General features: G+C 37.6%; 11 protein-coding genes, 1 tRNA gene and 1 pseudogene. 8 read left to right on the top strand and 5 right to left on the bottom strand.

Going from position 1 to position 17,928, the window contains the following annotated elements; all coding sequences use genetic code 11:
* The first annotated feature begins 157 nt into the window (after nt 1–157).
* The 4 genes from F6K23_RS12980 to F6K23_RS12965 all read left to right on the top strand — a co-directional run bounded on the left by F6K23_RS12980 (nt 158) and on the right by F6K23_RS12965 (nt 5,575).
* Nucleotides 158–2,518 (top strand): pyridoxal-dependent decarboxylase, encoded by a 2,361-nt coding sequence (locus F6K23_RS12980; protein ID WP_293155662.1) that lies wholly within the window; start codon nt 158–160, stop codon nt 2,516–2,518.
* A gap of 271 nt (nt 2,519–2,789) precedes the next feature.
* The gene (locus F6K23_RS12975; RefSeq protein WP_202223804.1) at nt 2,790–3,074 is read left to right on the top strand and encodes a DUF2282 domain-containing protein; all 285 of its coding nucleotides are present in this window, start codon (nt 2,790–2,792) and stop codon (nt 3,072–3,074) included.
* Between the two features lie 389 nt (nt 3,075–3,463).
* The gene (locus F6K23_RS12970) at nt 3,464–4,381 is read left to right on the top strand and encodes a DUF692 domain-containing protein (RefSeq protein ID WP_293155656.1); all 918 of its coding nucleotides are present in this window, start codon (nt 3,464–3,466) and stop codon (nt 4,379–4,381) included.
* A 408-nt stretch (nt 4,382–4,789) separates the two neighbouring features.
* Nucleotides 4,790–5,575 carry a DUF2063 domain-containing protein gene (locus F6K23_RS12965; protein ID WP_293155653.1) on the top strand — a complete coding sequence of 262 codons (786 nt, stop codon included), beginning with the start codon at nt 4,790–4,792 and terminating at the stop codon, nt 5,573–5,575.
* Nucleotides 5,576–6,476: 901 nt separating this feature from the next.
* On the opposite strand, the gene F6K23_RS12960 is transcribed toward F6K23_RS12965, so the two are convergent.
* Complete coding sequence (locus tag F6K23_RS12960; RefSeq protein ID WP_293155650.1) at nt 6,477–7,331, bottom strand: M48 family metallopeptidase; 855 nt, start codon at nt 7,329–7,331, stop codon at nt 6,477–6,479.
* A gap of 2,010 nt (nt 7,332–9,341) precedes the next feature.
* Between F6K23_RS12960 and F6K23_RS12955 the strand changes: the two genes are divergently transcribed.
* Together F6K23_RS12955 and F6K23_RS12950 are read left to right on the top strand one after the other, a co-directional pair.
* Nucleotides 9,342–9,869: a DUF4330 domain-containing protein gene (locus F6K23_RS12955; protein WP_293155647.1), complete on the top strand. Its 528-nt coding sequence runs from the start codon at nt 9,342–9,344 to the stop codon at nt 9,867–9,869.
* Between the two features lie 246 nt (nt 9,870–10,115).
* Nucleotides 10,116–10,253: a hypothetical protein gene (locus tag F6K23_RS12950; RefSeq protein WP_293155644.1), complete on the top strand. Its 138-nt coding sequence runs from the start codon at nt 10,116–10,118 to the stop codon at nt 10,251–10,253.
* Between the two features lie 559 nt (nt 10,254–10,812).
* On the opposite strand, the pseudogene F6K23_RS12945 reads toward F6K23_RS12950, so the two are convergent.
* From F6K23_RS12945 to F6K23_RS12930, 4 genes and pseudogenes are all read right to left on the bottom strand, one after another.
* Nucleotides 10,813–11,295: pseudogene (locus F6K23_RS12945) on the bottom strand (acetyl-CoA carboxylase biotin carboxylase subunit); the annotation flags it as partial.
* 41 nt (nt 11,296–11,336) lie between these two features.
* Nucleotides 11,337–11,507 carry a hypothetical protein gene (locus F6K23_RS12940; protein WP_293155641.1) on the bottom strand — a complete coding sequence of 57 codons (171 nt, stop codon included), beginning with the start codon at nt 11,505–11,507 and terminating at the stop codon, nt 11,337–11,339.
* 13 nt (nt 11,508–11,520) lie between these two features.
* Nucleotides 11,521–14,499 carry an L-glutamate gamma-semialdehyde dehydrogenase gene (gene pruA, locus F6K23_RS12935; RefSeq protein WP_293155638.1) on the bottom strand — a complete coding sequence of 993 codons (2,979 nt, stop codon included), beginning with the start codon at nt 14,497–14,499 and terminating at the stop codon, nt 11,521–11,523.
* Nucleotides 14,500–15,470: 971 nt separating this feature from the next.
* A tRNA-Cys gene (locus F6K23_RS12930) sits at nt 15,471–15,542 on the bottom strand.
* 269 nt (nt 15,543–15,811) lie between these two features.
* Here F6K23_RS12930 and cpdA point away from each other — a divergent pair.
* Both cpdA and F6K23_RS12920 read left to right on the top strand, forming a co-directional pair.
* Entirely contained in the window at nt 15,812–16,615 is an 804-nt protein-coding gene (cpdA, locus tag F6K23_RS12925) for a 3',5'-cyclic-AMP phosphodiesterase (protein ID WP_293155635.1), read from the top strand.
* A 383-nt stretch (nt 16,616–16,998) separates the two neighbouring features.
* The gene (locus tag F6K23_RS12920) at nt 16,999–17,862 is read left to right on the top strand and encodes a DUF72 domain-containing protein (protein WP_293155632.1); all 864 of its coding nucleotides are present in this window, start codon (nt 16,999–17,001) and stop codon (nt 17,860–17,862) included.
* The last annotated feature ends 66 nt before the right edge of the window (nt 17,863–17,928 follow it).

Below are 17,928 nucleotides of genomic sequence, written 5' to 3'. Positions count from 1 at the left end.
AGTGCCTTTTCGTAAGTCCTGTAGTTGTTGGGAAATAACTGAGGTGAGGAAAAAACGAAGAGGAAAACTGATATATTTGCTTGGTGATTTGATTATTTATGCCGCCATCAGGTATAATACTAATTCCTAAAAGTAACGCTATACTTGGATAAGACTAATGAAATCAAACAATTCTCAAATTCAAGAACTGCTGGATATTCTAAATACTCAAGACTCAGGCAGCAATTCCTTAGAAGCATGGTTTTTAGGCTCAAAGGCAGAAAATGCTGATAAACTGGAGCAGTTAATCGTAGAAGCATTGCGCGATCAAGCATTTTGGCGGCGAAACTATCACCCAGGAGACCCAAGCCATATTACTGAACAAATTAAACTACAACCAGAATATATCCAGGCGATCGCTTCAGTAAAAGAAAACTTCCAATCCCTGCTAGCATTTCTCAAAAAATCTGTTCCTTTTTTCAGTATGCGCTATCAAGGCCACATGAACTGGGATATTACGATACCTGCGATTCTAGGTTACTTTGGGGCAATGTTGTATAACCCCAACAATGTCGCTTTTGAAGGCTCGACTGCAACAACACTTCTGGAAATGTGGGTAGGGGATGACTTGTGCCGGATGTTGGGATACACCATCCCAGATGAAAGCGAGATTGAAAACGGGGCAATTCGACCTTGGGGGCACATCACTTGTGGGGGCACTATTGCTAATATTGAAGCCATTTGGTCGGCAAGAAATCTGAAATTTTATCCCATTGCTTTTCAGGCAGCACTGAAAAATGAATCTTCTCTGGCAGCAGCAAAAAATATTGAAATTTCTCTCCCCACTGGTGAGTTAAAACCGTTAATTAAATTTGACACCTGGTCTTTGTTAAATCTCAGAGGTGATGATATTCTGGCTTTACCAAGTCGTTTGACCCAAGAATATGAAATAGATAGTGAGGCGATCGCTCAAGCTCTATCAAAATATTCTCTGCAAAATATAGGAATACAAGAATTTTCCCGGCAGTTTCTCAGGGATATTGCAGCGTCACCAGTATTTTTAGTTCCGGGAACAAAACACTACTCTTTCCCCAAAGCTGCTGCTATTCTGGGAATAGGATCATCAAACATCATTAATGTTCCTATTGATAAAGATGCACGGATGAGTATTCCGGAATTGGAGAAAATTCTCAACGAATGTCTAGCCCAAAAAAGACCAGTATATACAGTAGTTGCAGTTATCGGTAGCACAGAAGAGAGTGCTGTTGACCCCATTCAAGAAGTTTTAGCAGTTCGAGATAAGTTTCGCAGTTTAGGGCTAGAATTTACTATTCATGGAGATGCTGCGTGGGGTGGTTATTTTGCTGCTATGTTGCGGGAAGACGATACTAAACTACCGGAAAATCCTCAGAGCAAACAACAACCTAGTGCTGAAGTGAATTTAAGTGCTTATGTTACCCAACAGTTTAAAGCCTTGGGAAATGCTGATTCTATTACCGTCGATCCTCATAAATCAGGTTATATTCCCTATCCCGCAGGCGCCCTTTGTTATCGCAACTCAGCAATGCGAGATATGGTGACTTTTAAAGCTCCCTATATTTCTCACGGTGAAGCCGAGCCAACAATAGGTATTTATGGTGTGGAGGGGTCGAAACCAGGTGCTGCTGCGGCTGCTGTTTATCTGAGTCATCGAGTAATTCGCCCCACTAAGAGTGGATACGGCAAAATTCATGGTAAGGCTATATTTAATTGCAAAAAGCTTTATGCCAAACTGTTGTGCATGGCAGATCCTGAAGACCGTTTTATTATTGTTCCTGTACCGCGACTTCCTGCTGAAATTAATGGGGATGATGTTGAGGAACAAATTCGGTTTATTCGAGACAGAATTGATGGTAAAAGTAATCAGGAAATTTTGGCAGACTCAGAAGCAATGGCATTGTTATCAGAAATTGGTCCAGACCAAAATATATTGACCTATGCTTTTAATTTTAAACATCCAGATGGGACTCTTAATACAGATTTGAATCTGGCAAATCGGTTGAATAAAACTATGTATGACCAGCTTAGTATTAAGCCTGGGCAGGATATATATGGTTATGATTTGATTGTGAGTACGACAGATTTTGATAAGGCTGATTATGGAGAGGTATTTGTGGAAGATTATAAACGTCGTTTGGGAGTAAGAGATTCTGTGAGTGATTCGATTACGGTGTTGCGGTCTACAGTTATGGACCCTTGGTTGACGGAAACTAGAAAAGGTTCGTTTTTAGATACGATTGAAAAGGAGTTTCGTGAAGCTGTTTCTCAGGCACTTTTTAAGGATTCTATACTACAGGTTTTTGAAGAGATTGATGTCAATAAAGATGGTGTTTTAGAAATGTCGGAAATTGAATCTAAGTTTAAGGAGCTTGGTTATACTGAGCCAGAGATTAAAAGTTTCTGGAAAATGAGTGATGTTAACCGAGATGGTAGTCTATCTAAGGCTGAGTTTTTTGAGAATTTCACACAATTTTTGTTGTCATATCAGCTGAAGGGTTGATTTCTTTTTTGTATTGATTAGGGTTTCAACAATTAATAATTAATAATTAATAATTACCTCTAGAGAATACGGGTTAAGTAAGTTTTGAAGTCGTGTAGGAATGACTGATAACTGATAACTGAAATGACCCAGTCTTAGTGCAAAAAAATACTCACTAACTATCTACCATTTTCTCAGGTTAATCTCAGATTTTTCATAGAATATCTTAAGATCGATAGTGAATACTTTATAAGTGTAAGGTTGAACTTAATTAATTGGAGAAAATAATATTATGAAAAACATCAACAAAAAATTAGCTGTATCTACTGCGATCGCTGGTGTACTAGCTGTTGGTCTTGCTACTGTTTCTAGCAATCAAGAAGCTCTTGCTGGTAAAGAAGGTATGGAAAAATGTGCTGGTATTGTTAAAGCTGGCATGAATGATTGTGGTGCTAATGACCATACCTGTTCGGGTCAGGCTAAAGTAGATTCAGATCCTAATGAGTGGATTTATGTTCCTGAGGGTACTTGCGAGAAAATTGTTGGTGCAAGAGTTTATGTTCCAGAATCTAAATAGATATCAACTAAGAATTTAAGCAATTATAACAAAATTTGTGGCATCTTTGAATAGGGTTATGATTTGATAATCATAGAGTAGAGCAGAGGAAAATATTTTATAAATAGTTCCCTTTTCCTCTATTTATCTCTGTTGAATCAAATCAGCTATAAACTCAAGAATGCCATATTTTTTATGGGTACATCTCAATGCGTGAATAAAGCCAAAAAATTATTGTTTTTAGGGAACAGGGAACAGGGAATAGGGAATAGGAAAAAAGTATTTTTGCAAATATGAAATGCACCCAATTGGGGTTTATAGATGTGGAGCGACAACTTTTCATCCTAATCCACTTTTCCAGTTATTCGGTCTTTCCTTCTTCCTTCTTTATTCTTAAATAAAAACAGCTTATGACAACAGAAATAGAATCTCAAAAACTAGAATTTGATGTTAATCAAAAGTTGCAAAGTAAGGGGGATTTACCCTACATTCAGTCATCATCAATTCAAGGTTCAGGAATTGCTTTACGTTCCCTCCATTATCAATATATTCTGACTGAAAAACCGAAAGTAAATTGGTTTGAAGTTTTATCAGATAACTATTTTTGTGCTGGTGGTTTGCCACTATTTAATTTAGAAAAAATTCGTCAAGATTATCCTGTCACTTTACACGGAGTAGGAATGTCTTTGGGTTCAACAGACCCATTAAATTTAGATTATTTAACTCGCCTAAAAAATTTAGCAGCAAAAGTTGAACCAGATTTTATTTCCGACCATTTATCTTGGATATCTGTCAGTGGTCACTATCTTAACGATCTAATTCCACTTGTTTATACGGAAAAGGTGATGGATTTTGTGGCATCTCGTATCCTACAAGTACAAGAATTTTTAGGTAGGCAAATTTTGATTGAAAATCCTTCTCCATATTTAACTTTTACAGATTCAACTATGTCGGAATGGGAGTTTATTGAGGGATTAGTAAAAAAAGCTGACTGTTATTTACTTCTGGATATAAATAATCTTTATGTTAATGCTATAAATAATGGAATTGACCCTCTAAAATATCTGGATGGTATTCCAGCAAAAAGGGTTAAGCAAATTCATTTAGCAGGTTATGAAGAAAAGGAAAATTATCTATTAGATACCCATGGTTATCCTGTACATCCTCCAGTTTGGGAGTTGTATGAAGAAGCTTTAGTAAGGTTTGGCAGTGTACCTACTTTAATCGAATGGGATACAGATATTCCGAGTTTTGAAGTATTAATGGCAGAAGCAAATAAAGCTGAAAAATTATTACAAAAGGTCAGTTTATTAATGAATAATGAATAATGAATAATGGATAATGGATAATAGATAATGGATAATGGATAATTACCTCTCCCTAAAAGGGAGAGGATTGACCCTTAAGGAAAAAATTTATTTTTTTCCCCTTTCAAGGGGAGGCTTTTAACCTGAATTATTTAATTATTTAATTAGGGCTTGCTGATTAAATATAAAAGCATTTACATATAAAAACTTTAGTTTTTTTTTGTCTAAAAAAGTGCAAAATTTTCAGCTATTCATGCTCAAGAATTTAGTATTTTAGGCTCATAGTTGGGCATAAAAATCATTCTTACAATTCTTGCTCCTACCTCCTCGCTCCCAAGCCATTTCTCCTGTCTCCTGTCTCCTGTCTCCTGTCTCCTACCCCTACTAAAAGACTTTTGAGCGTAAACCCTAATTATTAATTATTTGATCATGGAAAATATTACTCTACAAAATTTATTTCTCCAAGCTGTATGGAAAAAAGACAGTATTAGTATAGAAGAATTAAGCAAACATATTAAAGCGCCAAATAATTTAACTCCTGCGGAAGGTTTGGCAATTTACAGAGGTAATGTTGTTGGAAATTTGAGTAGTACATTAACGTCAATTTATCCTGTGTTATGTCAGTTAGTGGGAGAAAAGTTTTTTGAAGCAACTGCATTAAAGTTTATTAATCAGTTTCCTTGTTTATCACCTGATTTGGGAGATTATGGAGAACAGTTTGCAGATTTCCTTGCAGATTTTCAACCAGTAAAACATTTACCATATCTGCCAGATATAGCACGTTTAGAATGGCATTGGCATCGAGTTTTTTGTGGTGAAGATACAAAGGGTTTAGATTTTCAAGCTTTGGGTGAAATTCCTCAAGAAAAATGGGGAGAGTTGATTTTGTATTTACCGAAAAATAGTGTTTTATTAGAGTCTATTTATCCTATTCATAGGATTTGGCAAGTCAATCAACCCGATCATCAAGGGGATAAAATGGTAAGTCTAGATGAAGGTGGGGTAAAAATATTTTTGTGGCGACAGGGTTATGATATGCGAATTGATTTACCAAATAATGAAGAATGGGAATTACTAAAGATTTTTCAAGAGAATTATCCATTTGAAATTGTTTGCGAAAAAGTTGCCGATCTTGAGCCTAAAGTTGATGTGGGTTCATTACTTCCATTATTTGTACAGCGAGGTTGGATTAGTGATTTTTGTATCAAGAAGTAAGAAGGAAGAGGGAAGAAGGAAGAAGGAAGAATAAACAGATATTGAGGGTGCATCTCAATGCGTGAATAAAGCTAAAAATTTATCGCTTTTAGGTAACAGCGGTCAGACCCCGCGTCGGCGTCAGACGCAAGGGAATGCTTACCAAGAGAGGCAACAGGTAACAGGCAACAGTAAATATATAGGAAAAAAGTATTTTTGCAAATATGAGATGCACCGGATATTGAAGAAAAAAATAGGTAAAAAGTAAAAATAATAGATCGGGACTTACGCAAATGCCATTTGCCCCTACAGATGGTGGTTGAAAAGTCAATTTGCGTAAGTCCTGAGAATTTTAATGATGATGATTATCAGTCAAAAAAACTTGAAAAAATTCTTATATTTGAGCTTCGTAGTTGCTACTTTTAAGGCTAATACCAAGGGTGAAAAAAGAATGCTTTTGTTAAGTAAAACTTCAATTATTGAGTAATTAACACAGGTGAAATTAAAATTTTGATAATTATTAGCCAGAGCGTCTATTAATTATTCTTATATTTACCGAATAATTAAGGTTTAAAGCCTCTCCTTTAAAGGAAAAACAAGAAAAAATTTTCATGATTAGTCAATCCTCTTCTTTTCAAGGAGAAGTAATAATAAATTATTAATTATTAATTGTTGAATTCCCCTTAACTCCCCCACTCCCATACTCCTAATATCATGTCCGGAAAGAGCGTGATCAAAAAACTTTCTCTTCATTTATAGCTTAAAATTCCCTCCTCATAACTCATAACTCATAACTCATAACTCATAACTCATAACTCATAACTCATAACTCATAACTCATAACTCATAACTCATAACTCATAACTCATAACTCATAACTCCTCCATTTTTATTTATAACTATTCAACCGGACATGATATAACTATGGAATTAATCGACTTACAGTGACCTGATAACGTGTATCATCCAACCCATCACCATTGTAAGCAAATTCCGGATTAATCATTTGTTTCATTTGCTCGATCCTCGCTGATGTTGCGGGATGAGTGCTAAGAAAAGATGGTGGAGAACCTTTTTTTAGCAATTTTTCCATAAATGTAATTGCACCATATTGAGCATATCCCGCTCTACCTAATGTTTCAATACCTATTGCATCAGCTTCAAATTCTGCCTCCCTACTTTTAGGCCGCCGTAATGCTAATTCTACCCCAACTTGGACAGCAACACTATCATCCACACCTGCTGCTGTAGCTAAACCCTGGGCCAATAATGTCTGACGTAACTGTTTGACCGCATGACGACTAGCAATATGGGCAATTTCGTGAGAAACAACACTAGCTAATTCTGCTTCGTTCTCTGCAGCTTTCATTAAACCAGTATTGATATAGACAAAACCTCCCATAGTGGCAAAAGCATTTATACTGTCATCCTCTACTACTTGAAAAGTATAGGGAATATCTGGACGGGGACTTGCTGCTGCCAATCTTTGGCCAATTCTATTAATATATTCGTTAGCTGCGCGATCGCGATAAAGTTTAACGTTTCTCTGTTTCAATATTTGTTGATTAATTTGTTTACCAAGTTCAACTTCTTGGGGGTCAGACAGGTTGGAAATTTGAATCATCTGAATACTCTGGAAAATTAATTCTCTCCAGGGGATAGCTTGACTGGGAGATGCTGTACCTGCACATAAACTAGCAGCGACCATTACAGATATTAATGGGTATGATACTTGACGAAAGGAAGAGCGGGAAATTAGAGATAATTTTTTCAACATGAGCTTTTAAATTAAAAGGTACTAGTGCCGCTACGCGGAAGTTAAAAGTCAAAAGTTAAAAGCGAGTGTGTAATTCTGAGGTTTCCTCAGGATGTAAGACACACTCAAGACAGTCAAAAGTATTTATTTGTAATTGTTTTAGCATTTTGTAACTGGTAAGTTATTTCCGCCATCCTGGACTAGATTTTAGATTTATAGCAGAAGGAAAAAGAATAAATAAGGAAGAAGGAAAAATCTTACTTTGTCTTAATTTTAAGCTTTTGATTTGTCCTAACCTTTCCTTCGACTGCTATATATCCTAATTTTTCCTTCAACTGCTATTACAAATAAATTAGCGAATGATATTTGGTTGTTGTTGCCATTCACTACAAAAGTTATTGATGGATTTTCCGGAAATCTAAAACTTAATTTTACTACCGAAGATAAAGGAGTTTTTTATTAGCTAAACTTCCTTATCTTCACCCACTGAACTGATTTTTTTAATAAAATTATAGCGCTACTTGAATCGGGAATAGGGAATAGTAAACTGTTAAAGGGTTTTTGGTGCGGAAAAGCTTCGCTAAGAGGGTTTTTAACGAAGTCAGAAGTCAGAAGTCAGTAGGGGTGCGACCCCGCGACGACGCCAGCTCGCTTGCGGAACGCTGACCAAGAGAGGGAACGCGCACTCCTGTGAGTCAGAAGTTAACCCACCCCTAACCCCTCCCAGGAGGGGAAGTAGGGGATTTAAGCCCCGCTCCAAAAATATTACGCCTTAAAAGGCGGGGTGTTAGACCCATATTATTTTGATAAATGTCAAACACCTTAATGCGTAGCGCTATATCGCCGAAAAAATATATAACTACCATTTAAAACCTCACGAGCATTACCGAATAATTAAGTTTTAAAGCTTCTCCTTTCAAGAATAAATAAGAAAAAAATTCCTTTTTCGTCAATCCTCTCCTTGAAAATAAGAGGTAATTATTCATGATTAATTATTAATGATCATCAAACCCTCTCCTTTCAAGAATAAATAAGAAAAAAATTCCTTTTTCGTCAATCCTCTCCTTGAAAATAAGAGGTAATTATTCATGATTAATTATTAATGATCATCAAACCCTCTCCTTTCAAGGATAAACTAGAAAAAAAATTCCTTTTTCGTCAATCCTCTCCTTGAAAATAAGAGGTAATTATTCATGATTAATTATTAATGATCATCAAACCCTCTCCTTTCAAGGATAAACTAGAAAAAAAATTCCTTTTTCGTCAATCCTCTCCTTGAAAATAAGAGGTAATTATTCATGATTAATTATTAATGATCATCAAACCCTCTCCTTTCAAGGATAAACCAGAAAAAGAACCTTTTTCGTCAATCCTCTCCTTGAAAATAAGAGGTAATTATTCATGATTAATTATTAATGATCATCAAACCCTCTCCTTTCAAGGATAAACCAGAAAAAGAACCTTTTTCGTCAATCCTCTCCTTGAAAATAAGAGGTAATTATTCATGATTAATTATTAATGATCATCAAACCCTCTCCTTTCAAGGATAAACCAGAAAAAGAACCTTTTTCGTCAATCCTCTCCTTGAAAATAAGAGGTAATTATCCATTATTAACTATGAATTATTAATTATGAGAAAAATCTCCCATTTTAAGGAGATAAAAAAAAGAGAATATTCGCCAAGGTCAAACCTCCTTATTGCAGAGGTACTGATAACTGATAACTGATAACTGATAACTGAAATAACCCTTGAGCATTCTAATTAGATTTATTGTGTAACTGTACAACGAGCAAACTCTATTATTGGTGTTTTACTAAACATCATATAAATGGTAATATCTCTAAGAGGATATTTTCTGAATGAAAGTTATCAGTATGTATTACTTAACTATCCTGGCTAACTAGCGATCGGTATTTTCCGTACCGGAATGGGGAGCAAACAGTATTTCCGTACAGGAATACTCCGCAAATAGCCTTCAGCACCCTAAAAATTTGGGTTTAACCACCTTGTAATTATTAGTTGATGAAATTATGAAAATTTTGGATTCTCAAGGACGATTATTTGGTAAAGTCAGTGTCTTAGATTTGGGCGCTGTGCTAATAATTTTAATGGTATTACTAGGAATATTTATTGTTCCTGGTACTAATAAAACTTCTGTTGCTCAAGTGGGTAATATTACTACTAAACCAATGGAAGTAGATGCTATTGCTTTAGGTTTAAAAGGGCGCAACCCTGAAAAATTATTAAGGGAAGGAGAGAACACTCAATTAATTATTAGAAATCAACCTTATGGAGAAGTTAACCTAAAATCTGTTGAATTTATGACTAGAAAAGTGGCAGTTCCTCAGCCGGATGGCTCGGTCAAAGCTTTACCCGATCCTAGAGAGAAAGAACTTTTTAGTCGGAATCTTTTGTTAACTTTGGAAGGTAAAGGTAGATTGACTGATGATGGTCCTGTATTGGGAAATATTAAGGTGAAAATTGGTATGACAATTGAATTGGAGGGAGCGGATTATAATTTTAATGCTAGTGTGATTGATGTGCGAGTAAGAGAGTAATTTTCTGATTTTATAGAAGTTTAATAAGCTGTGTTTTGTTCCACAAAATATCTGGCCTGTGCAAAATACACCTTGAAGAAGGAAGAAGGAAGAAGGAAGAAGGAAGAAGGAAGAAAAAATGGATGGGGATAGTCTTCGACACGCCACTCCGTGTCTTATAACCCCAACCAATTGTTAACACCCTGTAGAGGGTGGGGTATTAAACCAAAAATAAAAAGATAATTTTACAGCGCAATTCATTTTAGGGTGGTGGTGCATAGTAATGGTAAAAGAAGTGTGGGGAGATGGGGGATGGGGAGTGTGAGAAAAATTAAAAAATATATATCCTCACCATTACCATGCAGGACTACCCATTTTAGTAACTACAAAATTCTTTTGAGTTAGGGAGTAGCGGTGCGACCCCGCGTCGGTGACAGACGCAAGGGAACGCGCACCAAGAGAGGGAGTAGGAAAATACTTTGGCCACTGTAGTCTATCTATTAGAAAATCACTACAATTAAAGTCTCGATGGAATGAACAAGCAAGCTAAAAAATAGAATACAGATATTAAGGGGGTAAAGACAGAAAGTGAAAACTTCTCTAAAGTTCATCAAACTTACTCATTACTATAGCTATCTAACTAAAATGAGTAAGTTTGTTCAGTCGTCTATCCATTGAGTCACTATCAGCTACAATTANTTGTATGTAAAATCTTCAAGGAAATTAGGTGTGTAGTACAAGTTTTCACTACACAACAGCGGTGGGACTCATCGTTTCTGCGTGTGGAGGCTTAGTCGGTAGACAGCCCGTGAAGCGCCTTAGCGTTAAGCTCTCGCCATGCCGAAGGCTAGCTTAAAGAGTAATCTTGAGAATCCCCCAGTATAATCGAGGTGCGACACACGCGGAGGTTTCCTCCGCAGTGGAAAGCGCACCTCGAAGATTTACCGTGGGATAACGTCACGAATTAACCTTCTGCTTGTTGCATCATCTGCTCGACAAAGTTGGTATAGATATCGCCCTCAAGAAACTCTGGTGTCTCTAAAATTTTTTGATGGAAACCAATTGTGGTTGACAAACCAGTAATAGCACACTCCCTCAGGGCTCGTTTCATGCGCTGGATTGCTGCATTGCGGTCTGGGCCCCAAGCAATTAACTTGCCAATCAAAGAATCGTAGTAGGGAGGAATTTCATAATCTGTGTAGACATGGGAATCCATGCGAACACCTAAACCTCCCGGTGGCAGGTAAGCGCTAATTCTCCCTGGCTGGGGACGAAAGCCATGGTCAGGATCTTCGGCATTAATCCGACATTCAATAGCATGACCTTTGAGGATAACTTGGTCTTGGGTAAGCTTTAATTTATCACCTTGGGCAATGCGAATTTGTTCAGCAATTAAGTCTAAACCCGTAATCATTTCGGTAACTGGATGCTCTACTTGAATACGGGTCAGCAGGACTAATTCTTTGTAGTCAGAGAATATTAAGAACCCTATATTTTTTTGGATACCCTACCCTGTGCTTCCCACACTCCCCACCTCCCCATCCCCCCATCTCCCCATCCCCCCATCTCCCCATCTCCCCATCTCCCCATCTCCCCATCTCCCCACACTCCCCATCTCCCCATCTCCCCATCTCCCCACACTCCCCACACTCCCCACACTCCCCACACTCCCCTACTGCACGCCCTCAATAGGAGCAAAACCTTGCCGCTGCACATTCTCAGTTATCGTGCGCGGTTCCAAAAATTGCAGTAGATAATCAGGTCCTCCAGCTTTCGATCCAACACCAGACAACTTAAACCCACCAAATGGTTGCCGGGAAACGATCGCTCCTGTAATTCCACGATTAATATACAAATTCCCCACTTCAAACTCTGCTTTTGCTTGTTCGATATGAGAAGGAGTACGAGAATACAACCCACCAGTCAAAGCAAAATTTGTACCATTAGCAATTTCCAATGCTTCTGAAAAACTTTGCGCTTTCATTACCACCAACACCGGACCAAATATTTCCTCTTGAGCAATAGTTGCCGTGGGTGAAACATCCTTAAATACCACCGGACCAACAAAATAACCATCATCTGGCGCTGCCATCTCCAGAGCAACTTCATTTTCCTGCTTACCTTGCTCAATATATTCCTTAATCCGTTTTTGTGCCTTAGCATCAATCACCGGACCCACCTGTGTACTGGGTTTCTCCGCATCTCCGATATTCAGCGATCGCGTAGCCTCCACCAAACGATTCACAAAAGCTTCATAAATTGGTGCCAAAACCACAACCCGGGAACAAGCAGAACATTTTTGTCCGCTATAACCAAAAGCAGAATATACCACACCAGCAACTGCTTGGTCTAAGTCCGCACTCTCATCAACAATAATCGCATTCTTACCACCCATCTCAGCAATAACCCGCTTCAGGTGTCTTTGCCCAGGTCGCAAAATTGCCGCCTCTGCATAAATTTGACAACCGACTTCCTGAGACCCAGTAAAAGTAATACTATTAACATCTGGATGTTTCACCATAAAATCACCCACTGTCGAACCTTTTCCTGGTACAAATTGAAATACTCCCTTGGGAAAACCAGCTTCTACTAATATTTCAGCAATTTTAGATGCTATAACAGATGACACTTCTGCTGGTTTCAACAAAGTACAGTTTCCAGTCACCAAAGATGAAACGGTCATTCCTGTAGGAATAGCTAAAGGAAAATTCCAAGGCGAAATCACCAAAGAAATACCACGAGGTTGATAATAATAACGGTCAGTTTCTCCAGCTACATCATATTTATAACCTTGGTCTAACCTTTCCATTTCATCAGCATAGTAGCGACAAAAATCAATTGCCTCAGAAACTTCCGCATTACATTGGTTAAGGGGTTTCCCAACTTCTAATACCATCCACGCTGAAAGTTCGTGGCGACGTTTTTCCATTAACTCAGCCGCTTTTCGTAATATCCCTGCTCGCTCTGTAACAGGTGTTTTCCGCCAACTAGGAAATGCTGCTTTAGCTGCTTTAATTGCTTGTTCTGCTTGTTCTACAGACATTAAACCAATTTTCCCGACTACCTCTTTTGGGTTTGAGGGGTTAACGGAATCTACTATTTGCTCAGTCTGTATGTATTCGCCGTCGATCAGCGGGAGATATGTTTTGCCTAACTCTAGTCGTACTTGAGCAATAGCATTATAAGCTTGTTGTCGTTGGGCAGCATCAGCATAGTCGCTATCAGCAGCATTAGGAAAAACAGGTTTAACAATATCGTGAATTGTTGTTTTGCCATTAGTAGTGGGAGGCGCTAACAATTCTTCAACGGGAACATTTTCTGAACTTTGTCTGAGGAATGAACTGTTAGCAGTGTTTTCCAGGAGACGACGAATTAAATATGCCATTCCTGGTAGTAGGTCGCCGTAGGGACAGTAAACTCTGATGCGATAACCCTTGTCCACTAATGCTTTAGCTATTTGATCGCCCATACCGTAGAGAACTTGCATCTCGAAACAACGTTGGGGTACTTTTAATGCTTCAGCAATAGCGATCGCTCTTGCCTGAGAACGAACGTTATGACTACCGATAGCTGAATAGATATATTGATGATTTTCTAACATCATCTGAGTCAGCTTTTCAAAATTGGCATCGGTTTCTGGTTTATCGTTGAAAACTGGTTGCGGCCAGTCGTTTTGTAAAGCTGTGATGCTTTCTTGATCCCAATATGCACCTTTAACCAGTCGAACGGTGACAGGATAACCCCGGAGTTTTGCCCAGTCAATGATTCCTTGCAAGTCTTTGTCGCTATCCCGCAGATATGCTTGGATAGTAACGCCAATGTCAGTACGGTTGCGGAATTCTTCCTCCATCAACAGTTCTTTGAGAATAGCTATAGTTAGGTCTTTGTAGCTATATTGTTCCATGTCAAAGTGAACTGCTACACCTAGTTCTTTGGCACGTCGGAGTAGAGTACGGATGCGTCCGCTCACTCGTTCCTGACTGCCTTTAGCATCGAGGGGGTCAAACTGGGAATAAAATGCTGTAAGTTTTACTGATACCTGCACTTTTGGTAGTTGTTCGCCGTCTGCTTCGTCTATCTGGGGTACTGATGACCAGTTTTTAGCAGCTTGAGAGAGCTGAGTCATCAGTTCTAGATAACGGTCTAAATATGATTGTGCTTCAGTTTCAGTAATTACTGCCTCTCCGAGTAAGTCTACGGTGAAGCACATTTTTTCTTTCCGTAGTTTTTCTAGAGTTTTAATTATTTGTTTGATGTTTTCCCCTGCAATGTATTTATGGGCGAGAGTTTCAACTGCGGGTGCAACGGTAGTCGCAGCGAGTTTACCGGGAACTGAGTCTGGGTTGGCGAAATTGAGGAGTTTTTTGAGAGCTTCTGGCAATTCGACTTCTTCAGTAGTCAGGTATTCTTGGAGGTGAGCAGCTATTTCTGGTTTACTGTGTAATGCTGGCAAACAGTCAATAAAGCGAAATAGTTGTACTCGCAAACCAGGGTTCGCCATTGCCCAGTCTAGGAGTTTATCATCCCACCGCATTTGATTTTGCAGTTGGCCTAACCAGGAACGGTTTTTTTCTTGGGTTGCTGCTAGGAGTTGTTTTGCTATTTCTTGGGTTTGAGTTTCGTAGTTGCTATTAGGTATTTGTGCGACCATTTTTTTGACAATGTGTGGTTGAATCAATTGAGTAAGTGTATCGGATTATAGTCGTTTTCACAAAGTTAGACTACAAAATTTCTGCCTTCTGCCTCCTGCCTTCTGACTTTCAGCCAAAAATATCTGTATTCTATGTTAATGAAAACTGCTATAATTTCGGTATTTATCACTAAAATTTCTTTGAAGTTAGTGTTTTTATGAGCCTGTTTCCGTTACTTTATACTTATCTAAATATTATCATTTAATCTGACAATATATTTGGTGTTGCATAGTGACGAATGATTTTAGATTTTTGATGAACAGGATTTTGGATTAATCAATTGCTAGAATGATTAATATTAGGTTTTTTTTAGTCAAAGTCTAAACTAATTTTTGGCAATATCATTCCAGAATGTGCAACCCCATATATTTTGTAGAGAAGGTTTCTTGAAAAATAATTATTTATGTTAAATTTTACTAGTTTTATTGTTCTTAATTGACCAGTTAATAACACTTGATGATTAGTAACATCAAATCTGGATTTTTCATTGAGAATAAATCTCTCCTCAAAGCAGAAATAATATCAAATCCGGTTGAATACTTATTATTATAGTTGGGAGAGATCAGGAGATGGGGAGATGGTGCAACATTTAACCTTATCAAATCTATTCATAGCTGAACATCTTTGATAATATTATGGCATTACCGTAACACTAAAGGCAGATGAGCTGCAAAGCTAATCCTTCAAGAACTAGCGCGTCCGAGACCTTTCTTCTACGAGTGATAACAGAAGAATCGTTTTCACGCCTGGGTAGTGCTGGTATCCGAGCTAACTTCGCCAGGCAGCTAAAATCTACCGAACTGTTTCCAAAAGGCATTGTTTCCTATATCTTACCATATTTAAGTTGATTTTTGAGATTTTGAACGCTCAAAAATCAAGGAAATGGATAGGTCTAACAAGGTTTTTGGTTAATAGTTGCGTCTCTATTCAAAGGCGGCACCCAGATTCGAACTGGGGGATGAGGATTTTGCAGACCCTTGCCTTACCACTTGGCCATGCCGCCATTACTACCATTAATTATTATAATACACCATCCACAAATATATGGCAAGTTCAAGGATAAATGTGATCTACATCACTTAAATTGATGTTTTGAATTGCACTGTGGACAAATATTTGAAGTTATTTTAATAATTTAATGCTCTTATAGTAGTCCCAGGAAAGGTTAGGACAGATAAAAGCTTAAAACTTAAAACTTAGGCAACCTAAGATTTTTCCTTCTTGCTTCTTCCTTACTGCTGTATCACTTATCACAAAATTTCCTCAGTAACAATGATTTTCCAACCTCCTGTGCTTGTTGCTCAAATTACCGATACCCATCTATTTGCAGACTCTATTCAGGGAACAATGTATGGACTTCCCACGGAAAGCTCTTTTGTGAAAGTCTTGGAGAAACTCAAACAGTTGCAACCTCAACCAGATGTACTACTACTTACTGGAGACCTTTCCCAAGATGAAACTTCTGAATCATATCAACGTTTAGCATCTTTACTGAGTCCTCTGAACATTCCTACTTACTGGATAGCAGGAAACCACGATCATTTACCTACAATGGAACGGGTATTAAATTCTGCTCCTATTTCTGCGAAAAAATCTTTTGAAATGGGTGGATGGAACTTTTTTTTACTAAATACCAATGTGCCTGGATGTGTTTATGGTGAAATTTCTCCAGAAAGTTTAGAGTGGTTAGAATATAACATTAAAATGACTGGAAATAAACCAGTTTTAATTGCTTTGCATCATCCTCCTGTAAAAATTAATTCCGAATGGATGGATAAAATTCTTCTGCATAACCCAGAAAATTTATTAAGTATAATTAATCGTTATCCACAAGTAAAAATTGTTTTATCTGGTCACATTCATCAAGAATTTGCTAAAGAAATAAATGGTATTAATTATTTATCAACTCCTTCTACTTGTATTCAGTTTCAACCAGGAAATCCTAAATTTTTTCTAGATAAACAACCACCTGGATTACGATTACTTACCTTATATCCTGATGGAAATTATATTACCAAAATTGAAAGAGTTAACTATATTTATGAATGCGATATGGCAGCTAGTGGATATTCTTAACAATTAATAATTAATAATGAATAATTAATAATTAGGGTTTGCTGAAAATTTTTTTTAGTAGTAGGAGGAGACAGGAAACAGGAGACAGGAGACAGGAGAAATGGGTAATTAAGAGGAGGTAGTCGGAAAAATTGTCTCTTGATTTTTATGCCATAGTCGTCTCAAAATACTAGCTTTATGCAGCTCTTTGAGCTGAAAAGCTAGTACTTTTTTATACCAAAAAATGCTAAAATCTTTATCTGTCAATGCTTTGATATTTAATCAGCAAGCCCTAATTACCTCTTTTTTTCCCTATAAACCTACTTTCATAGCTTAATTCAGCAATAGCTGATGGCTGATAGCTGATAGCTGACAGCTAAATGCTTACCTAAAACCTTCTTCAAATGACTCAAAAAAAATTCTTTCTTGGCTGCGCTGTTTGGGCATTTAAACCTTGGGTTGGAGAGTTTTATCCTCCCAAAAGTCCTCCTTCTGAGTTTCTCTCTCTCTACAGTCGTCGTTTCACTACGGTTGAAGGTAACACTACATTTTATGCTACTCCTAAACCAGAGACTGTGACGAAATGGGCCATACAAACATCTCCTGGATTTCAATTTTGTCTAAAACTACCGCGCAATATAACTCATAATGGATTATTAAAACCTTTTATCCCAGATGCTTTAGACTTTCTCAAAAAGATGCAACCTTTAGGCGATCGCCTGGGTGTATTTTTTGCTCAGTTACCGCCGAGTTACGGCCCCTCTTCAATTGATGACCTCACAGAATTTTTGCAAGCTTGGCCACGAGACGGGATGCCTTTAGCTTTGGAAGTTAGGCATCCTGACTGGTTTGAAGACTATCAAGCTCAACAGTTAAATAGTCTTCTTAAACAATTGGGTGTGGGGAAAGTTTTGCTAGACTCGCGTCCTGTCTACACTGGCAAGGATAATCCCCAGTTGCGGTCTCAAAACCGTAAACCTAATTTACCTTTACAGTTTAAGGTGACTGCTCCATTTACCATTGTGAGATTTATTTCTCATCCTCAGTTATCAGTAAATCAAATTTTTTTTACAGAGTGGGTGACTCAAATTGAGCAATGGTTGCGTCAAGATATAACAACTTACTTTTTTATTCATTGCCCTGAAGAAGAGCGATCGCCTAGTACAGCACGTTATTTTCAACAGTTATTAGAAACAGCAAAAATTCCTATTCCATCCCTGCCTTGGAATTTACTTAACCAGTCGCCTACCCAGTTAAGTTTATGGTAATTTTTTCTGAGAATTGCTAATTATTAGAGATGCAATTATTGACTAAAGTAAATTAAGAGTAATTTA

The sequence above is a fragment of the Okeania sp. SIO2C9 genome (assembly GCF_010672455.1).
Classification (GTDB): Bacteria; Cyanobacteriota; Cyanobacteriia; order Cyanobacteriales; family Microcoleaceae; genus Okeania.
This window is presented reverse-complemented; position numbering and strand designations above follow the sequence as displayed.

Coding starts and splice junctions, on each gene's coding strand:
- F6K23_RS12980 (WP_293155662.1), top strand. CDS start 158: ATGAAATCAAACAATTCTCAAATTCAAGAACTGCTGGATATTCTAAAT.
- F6K23_RS12975 (WP_202223804.1), top strand. CDS start 2,790: ATGAAAAACATCAACAAAAAATTAGCTGTATCTACTGCGATCGCTGGT.
- F6K23_RS12970 (WP_293155656.1), top strand. CDS start 3,464: ATGACAACAGAAATAGAATCTCAAAAACTAGAATTTGATGTTAATCAA.
- F6K23_RS12965 (WP_293155653.1), top strand. CDS start 4,790: ATGGAAAATATTACTCTACAAAATTTATTTCTCCAAGCTGTATGGAAA.
- F6K23_RS12960 (WP_293155650.1), bottom strand. CDS start 7,331: ATGTTGAAAAAATTATCTCTAATTTCCCGCTCTTCCTTTCGTCAAGTA.
- F6K23_RS12955 (WP_293155647.1), top strand. CDS start 9,342: ATGAAAATTTTGGATTCTCAAGGACGATTATTTGGTAAAGTCAGTGTC.
- pruA (WP_293155638.1), bottom strand. CDS start 14,499: ATGGTCGCACAAATACCTAATAGCAACTACGAAACTCAAACCCAAGAA.
- cpdA (WP_293155635.1), top strand. CDS start 15,812: ATGATTTTCCAACCTCCTGTGCTTGTTGCTCAAATTACCGATACCCAT.
- F6K23_RS12920 (WP_293155632.1), top strand. CDS start 16,999: ATGACTCAAAAAAAATTCTTTCTTGGCTGCGCTGTTTGGGCATTTAAA.